Source organism: Streptomyces sp. NPDC026062, assembly GCF_055568375.1.
In genome coordinates this window covers 68,425-89,909 of sequence record NZ_JBVHOQ010000006.1, presented here as the reverse complement: position 1 = coordinate 89,909, position 21,485 = coordinate 68,425, and the positions used below count along the sequence as shown (strand labels likewise).

At 68.9% G+C, this 21,485-nt stretch carries 20 protein-coding genes and 1 tRNA gene; 13 read left to right on the top strand and 8 right to left on the bottom strand.

Going from position 1 to position 21,485, the window contains the following annotated elements; translation table 11 throughout:
- Positions 1-42 precede the first annotated feature (42 nt).
- The 3 genes from ACZ4LX_RS07370 to ACZ4LX_RS07360 are packed head-to-tail and all read right to left on the bottom strand — an operon-like array spanning position 43 to position 3,106.
- Entirely contained in the window at positions 43-798 is a 756-nt protein-coding gene (locus tag ACZ4LX_RS07370) for a TrmH family RNA methyltransferase (RefSeq protein ID WP_467640338.1), read from the bottom strand.
- The gene (locus tag ACZ4LX_RS07365) at positions 795-2,084 is read right to left on the bottom strand and encodes an HTTM domain-containing protein (protein WP_467640341.1); all 1,290 of its coding nucleotides are present in this window, start codon (positions 2,082-2,084) and stop codon (positions 795-797) included. Before ACZ4LX_RS07365 ends, ACZ4LX_RS07370 begins: the two co-directional genes overlap by 4 nt.
- On the bottom strand, positions 2,081-3,106 hold the full coding sequence (locus ACZ4LX_RS07360; RefSeq protein ID WP_467640344.1) for a DUF5819 family protein: 1,026 nt from the start codon (positions 3,104-3,106) through the stop codon (positions 2,081-2,083). Before ACZ4LX_RS07360 ends, ACZ4LX_RS07365 begins: the two co-directional genes overlap by 4 nt.
- Before the next feature lie 114 nt (positions 3,107-3,220).
- Between ACZ4LX_RS07360 and paaA the strand changes: the two genes are divergently transcribed.
- From paaA to ACZ4LX_RS07330, 6 genes are all read left to right on the top strand, one after another.
- Positions 3,221-4,225 (top strand): 1,2-phenylacetyl-CoA epoxidase subunit PaaA, encoded by a 1,005-nt coding sequence (gene paaA, locus ACZ4LX_RS07355; RefSeq protein ID WP_467640347.1) that lies wholly within the window; start codon positions 3,221-3,223, stop codon positions 4,223-4,225.
- Positions 4,222-4,512 (top strand): 1,2-phenylacetyl-CoA epoxidase subunit PaaB, encoded by a 291-nt coding sequence (paaB, locus tag ACZ4LX_RS07350; protein WP_467640351.1) that lies wholly within the window; start codon positions 4,222-4,224, stop codon positions 4,510-4,512. The genes paaA and paaB overlap by 4 nt, the downstream gene beginning before the upstream one ends.
- Entirely contained in the window at positions 4,509-5,210 is a 702-nt protein-coding gene (paaC, locus tag ACZ4LX_RS07345) for a 1,2-phenylacetyl-CoA epoxidase subunit PaaC (RefSeq protein ID WP_467640354.1), read from the top strand. The genes paaB and paaC overlap by 4 nt, the downstream gene beginning before the upstream one ends.
- Complete coding sequence (gene paaD / locus ACZ4LX_RS07340) at positions 5,204-5,710, top strand: 1,2-phenylacetyl-CoA epoxidase subunit PaaD (RefSeq protein ID WP_467640357.1); 507 nt, start codon at positions 5,204-5,206, stop codon at positions 5,708-5,710. The genes paaC and paaD overlap by 7 nt, the downstream gene beginning before the upstream one ends.
- On the top strand, positions 5,711-6,769 hold the full coding sequence (locus ACZ4LX_RS07335) for a 2Fe-2S iron-sulfur cluster-binding protein (protein WP_467640360.1): 1,059 nt from the start codon (positions 5,711-5,713) through the stop codon (positions 6,767-6,769).
- A 237-nt stretch (positions 6,770-7,006) separates the two neighbouring features.
- Positions 7,007-8,161: an acyl-CoA dehydrogenase family protein gene (locus tag ACZ4LX_RS07330; protein WP_467640363.1), complete on the top strand. Its 1,155-nt coding sequence runs from the start codon at positions 7,007-7,009 to the stop codon at positions 8,159-8,161.
- A gap of 227 nt (positions 8,162-8,388) precedes the next feature.
- Here the strand turns inward: ACZ4LX_RS07330 and ACZ4LX_RS07325 are convergent, their stop codons facing one another.
- The 4 genes from ACZ4LX_RS07325 to ACZ4LX_RS07310 form a co-directional block, all read right to left on the bottom strand.
- Complete coding sequence (locus tag ACZ4LX_RS07325; protein ID WP_467640366.1) at positions 8,389-8,733, bottom strand: rhodanese-like domain-containing protein; 345 nt, start codon at positions 8,731-8,733, stop codon at positions 8,389-8,391.
- Between the two features lie 46 nt (positions 8,734-8,779).
- Positions 8,780-9,805 (bottom strand): J domain-containing protein, encoded by a 1,026-nt coding sequence (locus ACZ4LX_RS07320; RefSeq protein ID WP_467640369.1) that lies wholly within the window; start codon positions 9,803-9,805, stop codon positions 8,780-8,782.
- A gap of 92 nt (positions 9,806-9,897) precedes the next feature.
- Positions 9,898-11,370, bottom strand: a complete 1,473-nt coding sequence (locus tag ACZ4LX_RS07315; protein ID WP_467640372.1) for a DUF2252 domain-containing protein — start codon at positions 11,368-11,370, stop codon at positions 9,898-9,900.
- 120 nt (positions 11,371-11,490) lie between these two features.
- Positions 11,491-11,838 (bottom strand): winged helix-turn-helix transcriptional regulator, encoded by a 348-nt coding sequence (locus tag ACZ4LX_RS07310; protein ID WP_467640374.1) that lies wholly within the window; start codon positions 11,836-11,838, stop codon positions 11,491-11,493.
- Between the two features lie 124 nt (positions 11,839-11,962).
- Between ACZ4LX_RS07310 and ACZ4LX_RS07305 the strand changes: the two genes are divergently transcribed.
- Positions 11,963-12,574, top strand: coding sequence for an FMN-dependent NADH-azoreductase (locus tag ACZ4LX_RS07305; protein ID WP_467640377.1), 612 nt, complete (start codon positions 11,963-11,965; stop codon positions 12,572-12,574).
- 365 nt (positions 12,575-12,939) lie between these two features.
- On the opposite strand, the gene ACZ4LX_RS07300 is transcribed toward ACZ4LX_RS07305, so the two are convergent.
- Positions 12,940-13,022: transfer RNA gene (locus tag ACZ4LX_RS07300), tRNA-Leu, on the bottom strand.
- A 314-nt stretch (positions 13,023-13,336) separates the two neighbouring features.
- On the opposite strand from ACZ4LX_RS07300, the gene ACZ4LX_RS07295 reads away from it, so the two are divergent.
- The 6 genes from ACZ4LX_RS07295 to pknB all read left to right on the top strand — a co-directional run bounded on the left by ACZ4LX_RS07295 (position 13,337) and on the right by pknB (position 21,448).
- Entirely contained in the window at positions 13,337-14,236 is a 900-nt protein-coding gene (locus ACZ4LX_RS07295; RefSeq protein ID WP_467640380.1) for an FhaA domain-containing protein, read from the top strand.
- A 10-nt stretch (positions 14,237-14,246) separates the two neighbouring features.
- Positions 14,247-14,762, top strand: a complete 516-nt coding sequence (locus ACZ4LX_RS07290; protein WP_148019768.1) for an FHA domain-containing protein FhaB/FipA — start codon at positions 14,247-14,249, stop codon at positions 14,760-14,762.
- A gap of 129 nt (positions 14,763-14,891) precedes the next feature.
- Positions 14,892-16,382, top strand: coding sequence for a Stp1/IreP family PP2C-type Ser/Thr phosphatase (locus ACZ4LX_RS07285; protein WP_467640383.1), 1,491 nt, complete (start codon positions 14,892-14,894; stop codon positions 16,380-16,382).
- Between the two features lie 22 nt (positions 16,383-16,404).
- Complete coding sequence (locus tag ACZ4LX_RS07280) at positions 16,405-17,817, top strand: FtsW/RodA/SpoVE family cell cycle protein (RefSeq protein WP_467640385.1); 1,413 nt, start codon at positions 16,405-16,407, stop codon at positions 17,815-17,817.
- Positions 17,814-19,277, top strand: a complete 1,464-nt coding sequence (locus tag ACZ4LX_RS07275) for a peptidoglycan D,D-transpeptidase FtsI family protein (protein WP_467640388.1) — start codon at positions 17,814-17,816, stop codon at positions 19,275-19,277. The genes ACZ4LX_RS07280 and ACZ4LX_RS07275 overlap by 4 nt, the downstream gene beginning before the upstream one ends.
- A gap of 167 nt (positions 19,278-19,444) precedes the next feature.
- Complete coding sequence (gene pknB, locus ACZ4LX_RS07270) at positions 19,445-21,448, top strand: Stk1 family PASTA domain-containing Ser/Thr kinase (protein WP_467640391.1); 2,004 nt, start codon at positions 19,445-19,447, stop codon at positions 21,446-21,448.
- The last annotated feature ends 37 nt before the right edge of the window (positions 21,449-21,485 follow it).

Genomic DNA, 21,485 nt, shown 5'->3' with positions numbered 1-21,485 from the left:
CCGCAGACCCCAGGGGCCCCAGGCCCCTGGGGCCCCGTCCGGCTACTTCGGTCCCTCCCCCGCCCCGGTTCCACTGCCCGGGCCCGGAATATCCGCGTACCGCTGCACCCACGCATGCATCGCGATCGCCGCCGCAGCCCCCGCGTTGATCGACCGTGTCGACCCGAACTGCGCGATGGAGCACACCATCGAGGCGTGCTTGCGAGCCTCCTCCGTCAGTCCTGGCCCCTCCTGCCCGAACAGCAGGACACACCGGCGCGGCAGCTCGGTCCGCTCCAGCGGCACCGCGCCCGGCAGATTGTCGATACCGATGATCGGCAGTCCTTCGGCCGCCGCCCAGGCGGTCAGATCGGCGGTGTCCGGGTGGTGGCGGACATGCTGGTAGCGGTCGGTGACCATCGCACCGCGCCGGTTCCAGCGCCGCCGCCCCACGATGTGGATCTCCTTGGCGAGGAAGGCGTTCGCGGTGCGCACCACCGAACCGATATTGAAGTCGTGGCCCCAGTTCTCCACCGCCACATGAAAGTCGTGCCGCCGCAGATCGAGATCGGCGACGATCGCCTCCCGGGTCCAGTAGCGGTAGGCATCGCCCACGTTGCGCCGGTCGCCGTGGGCGAGCAGCTCGGGGTCGTACCGCTCGCCCTCCGGCCAGGGCAGTGGATGCGGCCCGACGCCGACCTCCGTCCCGAACCCTTCGTCGTACTGCGCGGGCTCGCCCGCCGTCGGCTCCACTGCGGACGGTTCGGCCGCCCCGTCCGCACCATCGGTACTGCCTGTACTGCCTGTCTCACTGCTCACCCGACGAGCGTATGGCCCCCGCCTGCGTGGTGCCGCCCCGCGTCCCGGTCCTCGACGCCGGCACCGACGCCGGCACCGACGCCGTCACGGCCACCGCCACCTTCACCGTCCCGCGCCCCTGCCTCCAGCCCCGCCCCCGGCACCTCACCGCGTCGCCGGAACAGCCGATCCCGCCCGAGGGCCGCCTTTCCGCCGAGCCACACCAGGAAGACGGTCGGGAGGAAGACGGAGTCAGCGGCGATCATCGCCATCGAGAAGAAGGGGAGCCCCAGCAGCAGGGCGATACCGAGGTGCTCGCAGATCATCGCAACGAGCAGCACATTCTTGACGCGCCGGTTGAACAGGGTGAACGGGAAGGCGACCTGCACGATGACCGTGGCGTACGTCAGCACCATCACCATCACACCGCTCGACGCGAGAAGGCCGGAGAGGCCGGGCCAGGGTGTGAAGTAGTCGAGGTTGAGCGGGTAGTACAGCGCGGTGCCGTCCTGCCAGCGTGAACCCTGGATCTTGTACCAGCCCGCGGTCGCGTAGATCAGACAGACCTCGACCATGATGACGACGAGGGTGGCATTGTGCGTGAGGTTGGCGATGAGATCGAGCAGAGTGCGCGACTCGCTGTGCGGCGCGTACCGGTTCACGGCCCACCAGACGCCGTGGCCGATCCACAGGATCCAGAAGAAGACCGGCAGCCAGGCGGTCCCGCCCAGGTTGTCCGTCACCGTTGCCCCGCAGAGGACCGCGCCGAAGGCCACCCACAGCAGTGGGCCGGCCACATCCCCCCGGCGAGGCCCCGCACCGGCCGTACGCCGCGCACGGCGGGCGTCCAGGGACCAGACCTGCCCGCACCGGGTCAGCACCAGATAGATCGCCATGAGGTGGATGACGTTGTCGCCGCCGTCGCCCATGAAGATGCTGCGGTTCTGGAGGGAGAGCACACCGGCCATGAACAGCACGGACATGGCCCGCGTGTGCCATCCCACCATCAGCAGAGCGGAGGCGATCAGCGCCAGCGCGAACACGATCTCGAACCAGACAGCGCTGTCCGACCACATCAGGGTGGTGAATGCCTGATTGCCGGAGATGAGCTGCTGCGCCATGTCCCAGCGCCACGGTCCGTCGGGGCCGTACATCTCGTGCCGGTGCGGAATCTCGCGCAACAGGAACAGGAGGTACGTGGCGGAGAAGCCGATCCGGATGACAGCGCTCTGGTACTGCCCCAGGGACGCGGCCGTGATGCGCTGGATACCGCGGGCGAGCGTGCGGTCGAAGCCGGCTGTGCTCACTGGTCCGCCTCCTTCGATTCGGCCGAACCCTCGGGGAGGTCGGCCGCGGTGACGGTCCACCAGGGCAGTACCCGGTAGGACGGCTTGGTGCTGATCGTCTCGCCGCTCCAGGCCGGGGCCGCCACCGACCGGGCCTCGGACCGGACCTGGATCCTCAGGATGTCGCCGCCGTAGTCGTGCTCACTGAGGCGCAGCATCACGATGCGCCGTATGTACTGCTCGGACAGCCTGCCGCGCAGGCCGTTGGCCTTGTTCTGGTTGTCGTGCGAGCCGACGTAGAAGTCCCAGCCCCGGCGGAGTTCGTTCTGCTGAACGTGGCTGGGCAGCAGATTGCCGCGTATCGCCTCGCTGTCCTCGCCGGTGAGGCTCATCCAAGAGGTGGTCCGCCGCTTTTCGGGGCCGGATATCTCGGCGCGCACATGCACGGCGATGTTCTGTTGCAGAGGGTTGGGGGCGAAAAGCTTCCAGTTCTGCTCGAACTCGGGGTAGATCCATTGGTCGACCGCCTCGCCGTGCTGCTTGGTCAGCGTGTTGGACGGGGCGACGTGCAGGAACACCATGGCCAGCTGGATACCGGCGATCACCCCGATCACCGACAGCGCCACAGCGGCGACGACCTGGTACGGAAACGAGAGTCCGGCCATACCGACGGGCGGCTCGGTATCGGCGCGCATCTCGGTACCGGCGCGCGGCTCGGCATCGGCGACAGGGCCGACGGCATCGGTGCGCGGGCCCGACCCGGCGGGGGACACCGCGTCAGCGGGCAGACCGGCATCCGGCAGAAGCCCGGCACCACCGGTACGAGGCCCCGCATCCGTATCCGGCACCGGCTCGGTGCCAGGCCCCGCATCGGTACCCGGGCCCGGAGCAGCCCGCAGACCCCTTTCCGTACGGGGCTCGGGAACGGTCCGCGTATCGGGGCCGGCCACGGCACCGGCCCCACCGCCGCCGCCAACCCCGCTGCCCTCGCCCCTGCCCTCGCCCCTGCCCTCGCCGACGCCCTCGTCGTCGTACGAATTCATCCCGCCCCGATCCCCGTCGATCCCGGTCAGTTATCCACAGGGTTGACACCCTACGGGCCCCGGACTCACCATTGAAGACATTGAACCGAACGATCGGTCGGTAGGGAGTCCGGGATGGCGGCAGTGACTGCGGGCCAGACAGCGCAGGCGACAGCAGGCAGCAGCGAAGGGGCGGACGAGGTCCTGGAGGCGGCCTTCGACGCCGCGGTGGCGGCCGACGAGCGCATCGAGCCAGGCGACTGGATGCCCGACGCCTACCGCGCCTCGCTGGTCAGGCAAATGGCCCAGCACGCCCACTCCGAGATCATCGGCATGCAGCCCGAGGCCAACTGGATCACCCGGGCCCCCTCCCTGCGCCGCAAGGCCATCCTGATGGCCAAGGTGCAGGACGAGGCGGGGCACGGGCTGTATCTGTACAGCGCGGCAGAAACCCTCGGCACGAGCCGCGAGGAACTGCTCGACAAGCTGCACGCGGGCCGCCAGCGATACTCGTCGATCTTCAACTATCCGACCCTGACCTGGGCGGACGTGGGTGCCATCGGCTGGCTCGTGGACGGCGCCGCGATCACCAACCAGGTCCCTCTCTGCCGCTGCTCCTACGGCCCCTACGCCCGGGCCATGGTCCGCATCTGCAAGGAGGAGTCCTTCCACCAGCGCCAGGGATACGAGCTGCTGCTCGCCCTCAGCCACGGGACACCGGCGCAGCACGAGATGGCTCAGGACGCCGTGAACCGGTGGTGGTGGCCGTCCCTGATGATGTTCGGCCCGCCGGACGACGCCTCGTCGCATTCGGCACAGTCGATGACCTGGAAGATCAAGCGCCATTCCAACGACGAGCTGCGGCAGCGCTTCGTGGACATCTGCGTGCCGCAGGCCGAGGTCCTGGGCCTCACCCTCCCCGACCCCGACCTCCGGTGGAACGAGGAGCGCGGTCAGCATGATTTCGGGGCGATCGACTGGACGGAGTTCCAGGAGGTCCTGAAGGGCAACGGGCCGTGCAACGAGCAGCGCCTCACCCAGCGCCGCCGGGCACATGAGGAAGGCGCCTGGGTCCGGGACGCAGCCGCCGCGTACGCACAGAAGCACACGGATGTACCGAACGGGGAGGCGACAGCATGAGCAGCTCGACCGACTGGCCGCTGTGGGAGGTCTTCGTGCGCTCGCGGCGCGGGCTCGCCCACACCCATGCCGGGAGCCTGCACGCCCCGGACGCCGAGATGGCCCTGCGCAACGCGCGCGATCTGTACACGCGCCGCTCCGAGGGCGTCTCGCTCTGGGTGGTGCCGTCCAGCCAGATCACGGCGTCCTCGCCGGACGAGAAGGACACGTTCTTCGAACCGGCGGGTGACAAGGCCTACCGGCACCCGACCTTCTACGCGATCCCGGACGGGGTGAAGCACCTGTGACCGCTGCCCTCGCACTCGGCGACGACGCGCTGGTGCTGTCACACCGGCTGGGGGAGTGGGCGGGCCACGCCCCGGTACTGGAGGAGGAGCTCGCCCTCGCCAACATCGCCCTGGACCTGCTGGGGCAGGCCCGGGTGCTGCTCTCCCTGAGCGGTGACGAGGACGAACTGGCGTATCTGCGCGAGGAGCGCGCCTTTCGCAACGTCCAGCTGGTCGAGCAGCCGAACGGCGACTTCGCCCACACCATCGCCCGCCAGCTGTACTTCTCGGTCCACCAGCACGGCCTGTACGAGCAGCTGGCGGCCGGTGACGGCGAATTCGCCGGGCTGGCTGCCAAGGCCGTCAAGGAGGTCGCCTACCACCGGGACCACGCGGAGCAGTGGACCCTGCGCCTCGGTGACGGCACGGCCGAGAGCCATGGGCGCATGCAGAACGGGGTGAACGCCCTGTGGCGCTACACCGGCGAGCTGTTCCAGCCTGTCGAAGGCGTGGACGTGGACTGGCAGGCGCTGCACAGCCGTTGGCTGGACGCCATCACCACCATGCTGGAACGGGCCACGCTGACCGTCCCGGCCGGACCGCAGTCCGGCGCCTGGACGGCCGGTGCCGGCCGTCAGGGCATCCACACCGAGCCCTTCGGCCGGATGGTCGCCGAGATGCAGCATCTGCACCGAAGCCACCCGGGGGCGTCATGGTGACCTGGACGCCCCTGGAGGAGGAGCTGCGCAGCCTGGCGGGCGCAGTCCCCGATCCGGAGCTGCCCGTACTGACCCTGGAGGAGCTGGGCGTGCTCCGGGGCGTGGAGGTGCTCGCACCGGGCCATGTCACGGTCCGGATCACTCCGACCTACACCGGCTGCCCCGCCATAGAGACCATGTCCACGGACATCGAACGCGTACTGCACGACCACGGTATGACCGAGGTCTCCGTCGTCACCGTCCTCTCTCCCGCCTGGTCCACGGACGACATCAGCGCGCAAGGGCGGCGCAAGCTCGCCGAGTTCGGTATCGCGCCCCCGAGGCCGCACACCGCGCAGGGCGCCGCCTCAGGACCTGTGCCCCTCACCCTGTCGGTGCGCTGCCCGCACTGCGGCTCGACCGACACGGAGCTTCTGAGCCGATTCTCGTCGACCGCCTGCAAGGCACTGCGCCGCTGCGCGTCGTGCCGTGAACCGTTCGACCACTTCAAGGAGTTGTAGATGTTCCATCCGCTCCGGGTCAGCGCGATCGAGCGGCTCACGGACGATTCGGTGGCCGTCACCTTCGCCGTGCCGCCCCAGCTTCGCGAGACCTTCCGCCACAAGCCCGGCCAGCATCTCAATGTCCGTTACACGCTAGGCGGAGAGGAGATCCGGCGCTCGTATTCGATCTGCGCACCGGCCACCGAGCAGCCGGCCGACCCGGCGCTGCGGGTAGGCATCCGACTTGTCGACGGCGGCGCGTTCTCCACGTACGCGCTCAAAGAGCTGGCGGTCGGCGACCAGGTGGAAGCCATGCCTCCGATGGGCCGCTTCGTCCTCGCCCCACGCGCCGGACAGTTTGCGGCGATCGTCGGCGGCAGCGGCATCACCCCGGTGCTTTCCATCGCGGCGACCCTGCTGGCCCGGGAGTCCGATGCCTCGTTCTGCCTGATCCGGAGCGACCGGACCGCCGCTTCGACGATGTTCCTGGACGAGGTCGCCGACCTCAAGGACCGCTATCCGGACCGATTCCAGCTGGTCACCGCGCTCTCCCGGGAGGAACAGCAGGCGGGTCTCCCCTCCGGCCGTCTCGATCGCGAACGGCTCACCGGCCTGCTTCCGGCACTGCTGCCGGTGACGGAGGTCGAGGGCTGGTACCTCTGCGGTCCGCTCGGCCTGGTCCGGGCCTCCGAGGGCGCGCTGCACGGTCTGGGTGTCGACCGGACCCGCATCCACCAGGAGATCTTCCACGTGGAGGACAGCCCGGAGGCCTCCATCCGGCCACGGACGGAGGCCTCCGCGCACAGCACGCTCACAGCGACTCTGGACGGCCGCTCGGGCACATGGCCGGTGCAGGAGGGCGAGTCCCTGCTGGAGACGGTGCTGCGCAGCCGTTCCGACGCGCCGTACGCCTGCAAGGGCGGAGTGTGCGGGACCTGCCGGGCCTTTCTGGTCTCGGGCGAGGTGCGAATGGACCGCAACTTCGCGCTGGAGCCGGAGGAAACGGACGCGGGGTACGTACTGGCCTGCCAGTCCCATCCGGTGACCGGGGAGGTCAGTCTCGACTTCGACCGCTGACCGTCAGCCACCAACCGCAGGCCGGGGCCGGGGGCGTTCTTGGCACAGCACCGGGACGGCCTGGACGGCAACGCCGCTGACCCCAAAGCACGCCTCACATCCCACATCCCACACCCCGCGCCCCGCGCCCGCGCCCCGCCGGACTGTTCCCTTCTTGTAGAACCTGTTCTATCTTGACGCTCCGTCAGCTTCAGGTAGGGCCCATACGGTCACAGCGGTTCGCGGGAGGCCAGGACAGTGGACTTCACCTTCACCGAGGAACAGCAGGCAGCCGTCGAGGCGGCTCAGGCAGTCTTCTCGGGCGTCGCCCTCGATGCGGTGCCCAGCCCCGCCCTCGTAGCGGGGGCGGTGGCCGAGGACATCGACCGGGCGCTGTGGGCCTCTCTCGCCACCGGAGATCTACTGAGCCTGACACTGGCTCCTAAGCACGGCGGAGCAGGCCTCGATCTGGTCGCGCTCTGCCTGGTCCTGCGCGAGTCCGCGAAGGTGCTCGCCAGGGTTCCGCTGCTGGAGACATGCGCGATCGCGATGGCGCTCCAACGATACGGCGAGCAGGACCTGGCGGCCGAACTGCTGCCGCGCATCGGCAGGGGAGACCTGGTCCTCACGGTCGGTGCCAACGGCCGGACAGGCCACGACCCGGCCGAACTCGCCGTCACGGCAAGGCCGGACGGTACCCACAGCAACAGCAACGGGACGGACTGGGTACTCGACGGCGTGCAGTCGGGGGTGCCGTGGGCAGGGGCCGCAGACTGGATCGCGGTGCCCGCCCACACGGACGACGGCCGGGCCGTGGTGGCCCTGGTCCGCCGGGACGACGACGGGGTCACCGTCGCCGAGCAGTTCTCCACCAGTGGCGAACTCTTCGGCGAGGTACGGCTGGACGCGGTCCGGATCGAGAGCCGCAGGCTGATCAGCACCACGGGCGCCTGGGAATGGCTGCGCTCCGTTCTCACCACAGGAACGTGCGCGCTCGCACTGGGACTCGGTGAGGCCGTACTGACCATGACGAGCCAGTACACCGGAAAGCGCGAGCAGTTCGGCTTCCCCGTGGCGACCTTCCAGGCCGTGGCCGTACAGGCGGCAGACCGCTACATCGATCTGCGGGCCATGGAGGTGACCCTCTGGCAGGCGGCCTGGCGGATCGACGTCGGCGGGACCGGCGCGCTGCCACCGGCGGGCGACGTCGCGGTGGCGAAGATCTGGGCATCCGACGGAGTCCGACGGGTCGTACAGACGGCACAGCACCTGCACGGCGGCTTCGGCGCGGACACCGACTACCCCCTGCACCGCTTTCACGCATGGGCGAAACAGATCGAGCTCTCACTCGGGCCGGCAGCAGCCCACGAAGAGGCCCTGGGGGATCTGCTGGCCGCACACCCCCTCGGCTGAGACCACCGCCGGACGGGCCACGCACGCACCCGGACCAGGAGCGTCCACAGCACGGCCGACCGACAGAGCCCGGGTCCTCTCAGCGAGGACCCGGCGGGCCGGCCGAACAGCAATGAGCGAAGGACGAAGAACAAGGGACGAAGAGCGAAGGACACAGAGCGAGCACCGAACGCCAAAACCCGCACGCCGAAACCCGAACGCGGGACCTCGAACCCCGTACGCCGAGATCAGACGACGAAAGCGGGAGCACCGGTGTCGGTGACCATCGGGCGTCCCGCACCGTCCCAGGCGAGCATGCCACCATCGATGTTCACGGCATCGATGCCCTGCTGCACCAGGTACTGGGTGACCTGGGCGGACCGGCCGCCGACCCGGCACATCACATGCACGCGTCGGCCGTCCTCCACCGCTTCGGTCAGCTCACCGAAGCGGGCCACGAAGCCACTCATCGGAATGTGCAGGGCGCCGTCGACATGTCCGGCCGCCCATTCGTCGTCCTCCCGGACGTCCAGCACGAAGCCGTCCGCCGGCACCGCCGTGACGTCGACCGCGGGGAGCGGAGCGAAATTCATGGGTCATGCCTTCTCTCGTAAGTGCGCACCGAAGTCACCGGAAACGCTACTGCACCAAGCCCGCCAGCTCGGTCTCACGCTGTGAGACCTCACCCAGCAATTGCTCGGCGATCTCTTCCAGCAGGTGATCGGGATCGTCCGGAGCCATCCGCAGCATGGCGCCGATCGCGCTCTGCTCCAGCTCCTGGGCGAGCACGGTCAGAAGTTCCTTGCGCTGGGTCAGCCAGTTCAGCCGGGCGTAGAGCTCGTCGGCCTCGCTGAGCTCCGCCTCGGGCAGTACCGGCCCGGCCGCCCATTCCTGGGCCAGCTCCTTGAGCAGCGCCTCGTCCCCGCGCCCGTACGCGGCGTTGACCCGGGTGATGAACTCGTCCCGGCGGGCCCGCTCCTTCTCGTCCTGGGCCAGATCCGGGTGGGCCTTGCGTGCCAGTTCACGGTAGAGCTTGCGTGCCTCGTCGGTCGGCCGGACCCGCTTCGGCGGCCGGACCGGCTGCTCCGTCAGCATGGCCGCCGCCTCGGGGGACAGCCCGTCGGAGTCGATCCAGTCGTGGAACAGCTCGTCGATACCCGGCATCGGCATCACGATCGACCGCGCGTCCTGTGCCTTGCGCAGATCCTCGGGATCACCTGTTCTGGCGGCGCGCGCCTCCGCGATCTGCGCATCGAGCTCGTCGAGCCGCGCGTACATCGGTCCCAGCCGCTGGTGGTGCAGCCGGGAGAAGTTCTCGACCTCGACCCGGAACGTCTCGACCGCGATCTCGAACTCGATCAGAGCCTGTTCTGCCACCCGCACGGCATGCGCCAGCCGCGCCTCGGGACGCTCCTGCTCAGCAGTCTCACCGGCTGCGGGAGCACCGGCCGCGGGAGCACCCGCGTCGCCGTCCGCGCCGTCCGCGCCGTCCGCGCCGGGCGCGACGGCACCGGCATCCGCATCGGCTGCGGCGTCTCCGGCAGCCCCGGTGGGGCCGTCCGCGACCGCCTCCGCAGGGGAGGCGGACTGCTCGTCCTGCGGTGCGTCGTCCTGCCGGGCATCTTCGTTCCGGGTGGTCGGCACCCCGGGGGCTTCGTGGGTCACCCGTCCAGCGTATGGCCACGGCCCGCCCGCCGAGGACGCACGGTCGGCACAGCGGACCTGCACCCCCGCGGCAGCGGGCACCACGACGAGCGTCACACCCCCCGCTCAGCGGCTATCCGGCCCGCACCGATGGCCCGCACCAGTTCCGCGTGGTCCGCCTCGGTGCGGTCCGCATACGTCACCGCGAAAGCGGCCACCGCCTCGTCCAGCTCGTCGTTCTTCCCGCAGTACCCGGCGATGAGTCTCGGATCGGCACTGTGCGCGTGAGCCCGTGCCAGCAGCGCACCGGTCATGCGGCCGTAGTCGTCGACCTGGTCGGCCGCCAGCGCCGCCGGGTCCACGCTGCCCTTCCGGTTTCTGAACTGCCGTACCTGAAAGGGCCGGCCCTCCACGGTCGCCCAGCCCAGCAGAATGTCGCTGACGACCTGCATCCGCTTCTGCCCCCTCACCACCCGGCGTCCCTCGTGCCCCACCTCCGGTACGTCGAAGCCCACGGCCGGCAGATAGGGCGCCAGCACCGAAGGCCTGGCCTCCTTCACCTGCAGGACCAGCGGTTCACCCCGGTGGTCCTGCAGCAGCACCACGTACGACCTGGTGCCCACGCTCCCCGTGCCGACCACCCGGAACGCCACATCGTGGATCGCGTACCGGGCCAGCAACGGCACCCGGTCCTCCGAGACGGTGCCCAGGTAGTCGCCCAGCCCAGCCGCCACGGCTGCGGCCTCCGCGTCCGGTACCCGGCGCAGCACCGGTGGCGCGTCGACGAACCGGCGCCCGCCGTCCCCGGAGTCCTCCGTGGATTTCGCGGCGAAGCGGGCGCTGGTGTTGCTGCGCGCCTTCTCCGACACCCGCTCCAGGGTGCCCAGCAGATCCCGCGCGTCCGTGTGCGAGACCAACTCCTCGTCGGCGATGGCGTTCCACGCGTCCAGCGCGGGCAGCCGTGCCAGCAGCCGCATGGTCCGCCGGTACGCGCCCACCGTGTCGTACGCGCCCCTGCGACAGGTGTCCTCGTCAGCACCGGCCTCGCGGCCCGCGAGCACCAGCGAGGCCGCGAGACGTTTGAGGTCCCACTCCCAGGGGCCGGACACGGTCTCGTCGAAGTCGTTGAGGTCGATGACCAGGCTGCCCCGGGCATCCCCGTACAGCCCGAAATTCGCCGCGTGCGCGTCACCGCAGAGCTGAGCGGCCACCCCGGTGACGGGTGTCCCCACCAGGTCGTGGGCCATCAGGCCCGCCGAACCCCGCAGAAAAGCGAACGGCGTGGCGGCCATCCGCCCCACCCGTATCGGTGTGAGACCCGGCACCCGGCCCTGATTCGACTCGTCGACCGCCCGCACCGCGTCGGGCCGCCCCGCCGGCAGAACCAGGGAGCTGTGGGAGGCGCGGGGCACGGACCGGCGCAGGGCCTTGCCCGCATGCTTCGGCGACAGCGATGCGCACCGGCCCCTCGGGTCCGCGCGCCGGGCGAACCCGGGCACGACGGGAATGCGCGCACTCCCCTCAGCGGCCCGCTCACCGGCCTTCGCGGCCTGCTGTGCCGGCACGGTCGCTTCGATCTCGCTCATGGCGCGCAGCCTCCCCCGACCGCACCCGGCGCCGCCGTCGGCGTCCGGTGTCCCGGTCCAGCATCAACTGCCGGAGACCGTACCGCTGTCCACCGATCTCCCGCCCGGACTCCGGCTCGGTCAACAGCCGCCGAAGTCGTCCTTCAGGTGGGTCTTTGCCCAGCTGCCCAGTTCCTTGAGTGCGGGCTCCATCGCGGCGCCGGCCTGGGTCAGCCGGTACGACACCCTCAGCGGCGGCCCCTCGTCGACCTCCCGGACCACCAGCCCCGCCGCCCCCAGTTCGGTCAGCCGGTCCGAGAGCATGCGCTCGCTGATGCCCGGAATGGCACGGCGCAGATCGGCGAAGTGCACCGGCTGCTGCATCAGTACGGAAACGATCGGCCCCGTCCAGCGCTTGCCGAACAGCTCGAAGACGCGGCTGATCCCCACGTCCACCCGCCTGCACGCCTGCTCGCTGCGATCCGCCATGGGCCCAGGGTACTGCGTGGAGGTGATGGACTTACTATTCGTAAGCCACTATGTTATTACTAGCTACATACGAAATATTGGGCCGCCGCACAGACCCATCCCTTACCGAACCGTGGAGACCCTCATGGCCACCCTTCTGCACCTTGATTCCGCCGTCTTCCCCCAGGGTTCCGCGTCACGCGAGGTCACAGCCGCCTTCGTGCGGACCTGGCAGGAGCAGCACCCCGACGGGAAGGTCGTCTACCGCGACCTCGCCGCCGAGCCCCTGCCGCATCTGAATGCCGAGGCCGTCGCGGCCGGAGCGGAGCACCCGCTGCGCGGCGAACTCGCCGCGGAGCTCGCCGCCGCGGACGCGGTCCTGATCGGCGCCCCGATGTACAACTTCACGATTCCGTCGACGCTCAAGGCATGGCTCGACCACGTGATCATCGTCGGACACAACGCCGGCCCCGACAGCCCGGTGGCAGGCACCCCGATCACCGTCGTCGCCAGCCGCGGCGGCTCGTACGCGCCGGGCACCCCCCGCGAGGACGCCGAGTTCGTGCAGAACTATCTGGGCAAGCTGCTGACGTCGATGTTCGCCGCCGAGGTCGACTTCATCGTCCCGGAGCTCACCCTGGCCCACACCAATCCGCAGATGGCCGAGCTCATCCCGCTCGCCGACACCTCCCGCGCCAAGGCACTCACCGACGCCTCCGAGAAGGCCAAGACCCTCGCTTCCCGGCTCGTCGCCTGAGACACCTCACCCACACCGAGACGTCCGAAACCCAGAACGGGGACGACTCAGGACGAGGACGACTCAGGACGAGGACGACTCAGGACAGGTGAAGAGCAAGAAGGGCCGGGGCTCCGTAAGCCCCGGCCTTCTTCGGATCTTCGGTCCCTCATGCTCCGAACACGAGAGACCACGAGCGCGGAGCCCGGGAGCTCTGGAGCCCACAAGCCCGGAACTCGAAGCCCGGATCTCGAAGCCCGGATCTCGAAGCCTGGAGCCCGGAGCGCGAATCGGGCGTTTCACGTGAAACCAAATCGCCCCGGCACCTGTCTGCACCGAAACTGAAGAAGCCCCACAGACCGTTGGCCTGTGGGGCTTCCTGCTTGTGCGCGAGGGGGGATTTGAACCCCCACGTCCCTAAGGACACTGGCACCTGAAGCCAGCGCGTCTGCCGTTCCGCCACTCGCGCATGAGTGGTGTTTCCAGACTCTCACTTGTTTGGTGAGCGCCTGGCGACAAACGGAAGATTAGCACGCTGGACAGGGTGGATTCACATCCGTTTGTTTCGCGGAACGTGCGGAGGGAACCGGGAACCCGGAACCGCATCCCCCCACTCCTTCTGAGTGCACCCAAGGTGCGGGACACTGTGAGGAGGCCCCCTCTACGATCCGTGTGAGGGGGGACACTCATCCACAGCGCAGACAAGGGGAACCAGCCGATTTCCCGACGCGTGGATACGATCAGTAAGCAGTACAGGGACGACGACACCGGAGGAGGTGCCCCATGGGAGTCATGAAGCGTTTCGAGCAGCGTCTCGAAGGTCTGGTCAACGGCACCTTCGCCAAGGTCTTCAAGTCCGAGGTCCAGCCGGTCGAGATCGCCGGTGCCCTCCAGCGGGAGTGCGACAACAACGCCACCATCTGGAACCGCGAGCGGACCGTCGTCCCCAACGACTTCATCGTCGAGCTCAGCGCCCCCGACTACGAGCGGCTCAGCCCGTACTCGGGCCAGCTGGGAGACGAGCTCTCCGGGCTGGTCAGGGACTACGCCAAGCAGCAGCGGTACACCTTCATGGGACCCATCAAGGTTCACCTGGAGAAGGCGGACGACCTCGACACCGGGCTCTACCGGGTGCGCAGCCGCACCCTGGCGTCGAGTTCGTCACAGCAGGAACAGCACGGCCAGCACGGCCAGCAGGGCCAGCAGGGATTCCAGAACCACCCGGGACAGCAGGCCGCGCCGCCCGCCCGCCCCGGACGTCCCCAGGCACCCGGCGGCTACGGCTACCCGCCCAGCTCCGCCCCGCCCATGCCCGCGGCCCCGCCGCCGGGCGCCAGGCACGGCGGAGCACCAGGATCCGACCGGCGCCCGCCGGCCACCCCCAGCCCCCTGTCGAACACGCAGGTGCGACGCTGGATCGAGATCAACGGCACACGTCACCAGATCTCCCGGCCGACGCTGGTGATGGGACGCAGTACCGACGCCGACGTGCGGATCGACGACCCCGGCGTATCCCGTCGGCACTGTGAGATCAGGACCGGAACTCCCTCGACGATCCAGGATCTCGGATCCACCAACGGCATCGTGGTAGACGGGCAGCACACAACCCGCGCTACGCTCCGCGACGGCTCGCGGATCGTCGTGGGCAGCACCACCATCGTTTACCGGCAAGCCGAAGGGTGAAGCGGGGGCAATGTCAGAGCTGACCCTTACGGTCATGCGGCTAGGATTCCTGGCTGTTCTGTGGCTGTTCGTGATCGTGGCCGTCCAGGTCATTCGAAGTGACCTGTTCGGAACGCGCGTCACGCAGCGCGGCTCACGCCGCACTGCTACCGACGCGCGGCCTCCACAGGCACGCCAGACCGCTGCGGCACCGCCGCAGCAACGCCAGCAGCCCGGCCGCCAGCGCCGGGGAGCACCGACCAAACTGGTCGTGTCCGAAGGGACGCTCACCGGCACCACGGTGGCGCTCCAGGGCCAGACCATCACGCTGGGCCGGGCCCATGATTCAACGATCGTGCTGGACGACGACTACGCGTCCAGCAGGCATGCCAGGATCTACCCCGACCGTGACGGCCAGTGGATCGTCGAGGATCTCGGTTCCACCAACGGCACGTACCTGGACCGGACCCGTCTCACCACCCCGACGCCTGTTCCGCTGGGCGCGCCGATCCGGATCGGCAAGACCGTCATCGAGCTGCGGAAGTAGTACGACAATGAGCGAGCGGAGCGAGCGAGCCGCGGCGGCCCGGGCATCGGACCCGGCCAGGCTCCCGACCGGAGGGTGGGCAGTGTGGCTCGAGACCGGTTGTACCCCGAACCGACGGGCGAGGTGCGCATGAGTCTTTCCCTGCGCTTCGCCGCCGGATCGCACAAGGGCATGATCCGCGAGGGCAACGAGGACTCCGGCTACGCCGGACCGCGTCTGCTCGCCATCGCCGACGGCATGGGCGGTCAGGCGGCCGGTGAGGTCGCCAGCTCCGAGGTGATCTCGACGCTCGTCCAGCTCGACGACGACGTGCCCGGCTCCGACATCCTCACCTCGCTCGGTACGGCGGTCCAGCGGGCCAACGACCAGCTGCGCATGATGGTCGAGGAGGACCCCCAGCTGGAGGGCATGGGCACCACGCTCACCGCGCTCCTGTGGACGGGCCAGCGCCTCGGCCTCGTACACGTCGGCGACTCGCGCGCCTATCTGCTGCGGGACGGCGTCCTGACGCAGATCACGCAGGACCACACCTGGGTCCAGCGGCTGGTCGACGAGGGCCGGATCACCGAGGAGGAGGCCACCACCCATCCTCAGCGCTCCCTGCTGATGCGCGCGCTGGGCAGTGGCGACCACGTCGAACCCGATCTCTCCATCCGTGAGGTCCGGGCCGGCGACCGCTATCTGATCTGCTCCGACGGGCTCTCCGGTGTCGTCTCCCACCAGACGATGGAGGAGACGCTCGCCAGCTACCAGGGCCCGCAGGAGACCATCCAGGACCTCATCCAGCTCGCCCTGCGCGGCGGCGGTCCGGACAACATCACCTGCATCGTCGCCGATGTCCTCGACGTCGACAGCAACGACACCCTGGCCGGTCAGCTCAATGACACCCCGGTCATCGTCGGAGCCGTCGCGGAGAACCAGGCCGCCCAGCTGAACGACGGCGGCGCCATGGAGACCCCCGCCGGACGGGCGGCCGGTCTCGGCCGCCCCGTCCCGCCGCCCGCGGGCGGCTTCGGCCCTCCCGGCAGCGGTGACGACGTCGGCTACGACGGAATGCCGGACGGGGCCTTCGGGTCCTACTCCGACGACGACTTCGTCAAGCCCGGCGGCGGCCGCAAGTGGCTCAAGCGCTCCCTGTACGTCGTGCTCGCCCTGGCGGTCATCGGCGGCGGTCTGTACGGCGGATACCGCTGGACCCAGACGCAGTACTTCGTCGGCGCGAAGGACGACAACGTCGCGCTGTACCGGGGCATCAGCCAGGACCTCGCGTGGGTCTCGCTCTCGAAGGTCGAGAAGGACCACCCCGAGATCGAACTCAAGTACCTCCCGCCCTACCAGCGCGAGAAGGTCGAGGCGACCATCGCCGAGGGCAGCCTGGCCGACGCCCGTGAGAAGGTCACCGAGCTCGCCGCCCAGGCCACCGCCTGCAAGAAGGACGCACAGCGCCGCGCAGCCGAGAAGAACGCCCCCAAGGACACGGGCCAGGCCGCAGGTACGGACACGGACGCCGCCAAGACGTCCAGCACCACGAAGAGCAAGCAGACTTCAGCGACTCCCGCTCCCGGACCCAGCCTCTCGGAGGAAGAGAAGAAGCTGGTCCCGCAGTGCGGTAAGCAGTAAGCCGTAGGGGGCCTTCAGCACCATGAGCGTTGTCACCAACACGACCACGATCGGCGCGATCGACGCGCCGAGCCGGCGCAACACCGAACTGATGATGATGGTCTTCGCCATCGTCATCTCGGTGTTCGCCTACGCCAACGTGGGCCTCGCCATCGACGGCTCGCTGCCTTCCGGCATGATCGGATACAGCCTCGGCCTGATCCTGCTGGGCGGCGTGGCCCACCTCGTGGTGCGCAAGTTCGCCCCGTACGCGGACCCGCTGCTGCTGCCCCTGGCCACACTGCTCAACGGGCTGGGCCTGGTGCTGATCTGGCGGCTGGACCAGTCGGAACGACTGATCCAGCGGGCCGAGAACCTGTTCGGGACGTACACCCCGGACGCTCCGAAGCAGCTGATGTACTCGGCGATCGGCGTAGCGCTGATGGTCGGCGTGCTGGTGGTCCTCAAGGACCACCGCATCCTGCAGCGGTACACCTACATCTCCATGGTCGCGGCGCTGATCCTGCTGATCATGCCGATGTTCTTCCCCGCGGTGAACGGCGCGAAGATCTGGGTCAGCCTGGGCCCCTTCTCCATCCAGCCCGGCGAGTTCGCGAAGATCATCATCGCGGTCTTCTTCTCCGGCTACCTCATGGTGAAGCGCGACGCCCTGGCCCTGGCCAGCCGTCGCTTCATGGGTATGTACCTGCCGCGTGGACGGGACCTCGGCCCGATCCTCGTCATCTGGGCGCTGTCGATCCTGATCCTCGTCTTCGAGACCGACCTCGGCACGTCCCTGCTGTTCTTCGGCCTCTTCGTGATCATGCTGTACGTCGCGACGGAGCGGACCAGCTGGATCGTCTTCGGCCTGCTGATGTCCGCCGCCGGCGCCGTGGGTGTCTCCACGTTCGAGTCCCATGTCCAGCAGCGAGTGAACGCCTGGATGGACCCGTTCGCCTGCTATGCGAAGGACGGCGCCTGCGAGCAGATCGGCAACGCCATCATGTCCTTCGGGTCCGGCGGCACCCTGGGCACCGGCTGGGGCCAGGGCCACTCCGACCTGATCGGCTTCGCCGCCAACGCCGACTTCATCCTCTCCACCGTGGGCGAAGAGCTCGGGCTGGCCGGAATGATGGCCGTCCTGCTGATCTACGGTCTGATCGTCGAGCGCGGTGTCCGCACGGCCCTCGCCGCGCGTGACCCCTTCGGAAAGCTCCTCGCGATCGGCCTCTCCGGTGCCTTCGCGATCCAGGTCTTCGTCGTCGCCGGTGGCGTCATGGGCCTCATCCCGCTGACCGGTATGACGATGCCCTTCCTCGCCGCCGGTGGTTCGTCCGTGATCGCCAACTGGGCGCTGATCGGAATCCTGATCCGGATCAGCGACACCGCCCGCCGCCCCGCCCCGGCGCCCGCTCCTTCCTCCGACGCCGAGATGACCCAGGTGGTCCGACCGTGAACAAGCCCCTGCGCCGGATCGCGATCTTCTGCGGCGTCCTCATCTTCGCCCTGCTCGCACGGACGAACTACCTCCAGTACGTGAAGGCCGACGAGCTCAACACCCGCGACGAGAACCGCCGCGTCCGTATCGAGCGGTACGCGCACGAGCGCGGCAACATCATCGTCGACGGCGGCGCCGAGATCACCGGCTCCACCGAGACCGAGGACAGCGACTTCAAGTACAAGCGGGTCTGGAAGAACGGGCCCATGTGGGCGCCCGTCACCGGATACTCCTCGCAGGCCTTCGGTGCCACGCAGCTCGAATACATCGAGGACGGCATCCTCACCGGCAACGACGACCAGCTCTTCTTCGACAACACGATGTCGATGTTCACCGGCGACGAGAAGCAGGGCGGCAACGTCGTCACCACGCTCAACAGCGCCGCCCAGAAGGCCGCGTTCGAGGGCCTCGGCAACAAGAAGGGCGCCGTCGCCGCCCTCGATCCGCAGACCGGTGCCATCCTGGCGCTCGCCAGCACCCCGTCGTACGACCCCTCGACCTTCGCGGGCAACTCCGACAAGGACTCCAAGGCCTGGCAGAAGCTCCAGAAGGACAAGGACAAGCCGATGCTCAACCGGGCATTGCGCGAGACCTACCCGCCCGGCTCGACCTTCAAGGTCGTCACGGCGGCCGCCGCTCTGGAGAACGGGCTCTACACCGACATCGACGCGGACACGAAGTCGCCGCTGCCCTGGCGGCTTCCGCTGACCACTGGACAGCCCCTGGCCAACGAGGGCAACATCCCGTGCGAGAACGCCTCGCTCCGGGAGGCGCTGCGGATGTCCTGCAACACCGTCTTCGGCAAGATCAGCGATGACCTGGGCAACCAGAAGATGATCGACCAGGCCGACAAGTTCGGCTTCAACAAGGAGCTCTTCACTCCGGTGCGCTCCGCCGCGAGCGTCTACCCCAAGGACAACCGTCCGCAGAACGCCATGGCCGGCATCGGCCAGGCGTCCAACCGGACCACCCCGCTCCAGATGGCCATGGTGGCCGCGGCGGTCGCCAACGACGGCAAGCTGATGCAGCCGTACATGGTCGCCAAGCGGCAGTCGCCCAGCCTGGACGACATCTACACCCACGAGCCGGAGCAGCTCAGCCAGCCGGTCTCGGGTGAGAACGCCCAGAAGCTCCAGCAGATGATGGAGACCGTCGTCAGCTCCGGCACGGGCACGAACGCCAAGATCGACGGCGCCACCGTCGGCGGCAAGACGGGTACCGCCCAGCACGGCCTGAACAACAGCGAGAAGCCGTACGCCTGGTTCATCTCGTACGCCAAGACCGATGACGGCTCCCCCGTCGCCGTCGCGGTGGTCGTCGAGGACGGCGAGGCCAACCGTGACGACATCTCCGGTGGCGGCCTGGCCGCTCCCATCGCGAAGGCCGTCATGAAGGCCGTCATCGACAGCAAGAAGTGACGCCGCTCATACCGGGCACCGTATCTGCACATTGGGATACCGGTCAGGTATCAGGTATTGCCTGCGGGCTGATCACGTAGTGCGCGGCCGGTAGCGTATGCGCGAACAGCACACCGCCGGACCGCACACCGGTGCGGTCAGGACTGACGGAGAGGGCTGGAACAGTTATGGAAGAGCCGCGTCGCCTCGGCGGCCGGTACGAGCTGGGCTCGGTGCTCGGCCGTGGTGGCATGGCCGAGGTCTACCTCGCTCACGACACCCGGCTCGGCCGCACCGTAGCTGTGAAGACGCTCCGGGCGGACCTCGCCCGCGACCCGTCCTTCCAGGCCCGGTTCCGCCGTGAGGCCCAGTCCGCCGCCTCGCTCAACCACCCGGCGATCGTCGCGGTCTACGACACCGGTGAGGACTACGTCGACGGGGTCTCGATCCCGTACATCGTCATGGAGTACGTCGACGGGTCGACGCTCAGGGAGCTGCTGCACTCCGGTCGCAGACTGCTGCCCGAGCGCACCCTCGAAATGACCGTCGGCATCCTCCAGGCGCTCGAATACTCGCACCGCGCCCAGATCGTCCACCGCGACATCAAGCCGGCGAACGTCATGCTGACGCGCACCGGCCAGGTCAAGGTCATGGACTTCGGCATCGCCCGCGCCATGGGCGACTCCGGCATGACGATGACCCAGACCGCGGCCGTCATCGGCACCGCCCAGTACCTCTCCCCGGAGCAGGCCAAGGGCGAGCAGGTCGACGCCCGCTCCGACCTGTACTCCACCGGCTGTCTGCTCTACGAGCTGCTGGCCGTCAGACCGCCGTTCGTCGGGGACTCCCCCGTCGCGGTGGCCTACCAGCACGTACGGGAAGAGCCTCAGCCGCCCAGCAACTTCGACCCCGAGATCACGCCCGAGATGGACGCGATCGTGCTGAAGGCCCTCACCAAGGACCCCGACTACCGTTACCAGTCGGCCGACGAGATGCGTGCCGACATCGAGGCCTGCCTCGACGGTCAGCCGGTCGCGGCGACCGCGGGCATGGGCGCGGCCGGTTACGGCGGCTACGGCGGTTACGACAACGACCAGCCGACCACCGCCCTGCGGGCCGCGGACCAGCACGGCGAGCGCACCTCGATGCTGCCGCCGGTCAACCCCGACGACGACGGCTACGGCTACGACGACCGCCCCGACCGCCGCCGGCAGAAGAAGGGCAACACCTCGACGATCCTGCTGGTCATCGCGGGCATCCTGGTACTGGTCGGCGCGATCCTCATCGGCAAGGCGGTCTTCGGCGGCGACGGCGACAGCGGCGACGGCACGTTCAAGGCGCCGAACATGATCGGTTCGACCTTCAAGGAAGCACAGCTGCTCGCGGACAACACCAACACCCTCCTCAAGCAGGGGCCGAAGGAGGAGTGCGAGGAGCAGCCCGCCGGCAAGATCTGCCGGCAGACGCCGGCGAAGGGCGAGATGGTCTCGGAAGGCGACACCATCACGGTCTTCGTCTCCAGCGGAGCGCCGAAGGTCAGCGTCCCGGACGTCACGGAGAAGTCCGAGGCCAACGCACGCAAGGTCCTCGAGGACCAGGGGTTCACCGTCACCGTCAATTCGGTCGAGTCCGCCGACGCCGATCCGGGCACCGTCCTGGACCAGACGCCGAAGGGCAATGCCAAGGCCGAGAAGAACTCCGAGGTGAAGCTCTCGGTCGCCACGGAGAAGCTCCTCACCGTGCCCCCGGTGACCGACCGGTCGTACGACGACGCGCTGGCTCAGCTCACGCAGCTCGGCTTCACCAATGTCGGCAAGTCCGAGGTCGACAACGCCGAGAAGGAGGCGGGCATCGTGGTCGGCCAGACCCCGGGCCCCAACGAGAAGGTGGGCAAGGACACCGCGATCCTCCTCAAGGTGTCCAAGGGGCCGACGCAGCCCCCGACGGTCGCCGTCCCGGAGATCCGGGGCCACAGGGTGGCACAGGCCAAGCAGGAACTGGCCCAGGCCGGCTTCGTGAACGTCCAGTTCGCGGAGGGCAACTCGGGTGACGACAACGCCATCGTCACCGGCAGCGACCCGCAGCCGGGCACCCAGGCCGACCCGGCCGCCACGACCATCACGCTCACCACCATGGGCGGGAACGGCAACGGCAACGGCCTGCTCGGCGAGAACAACGGGCAGCAGCGCTGATCACGGCAGAGCGAGGCCCCGGTCACCGTTGAGGTGG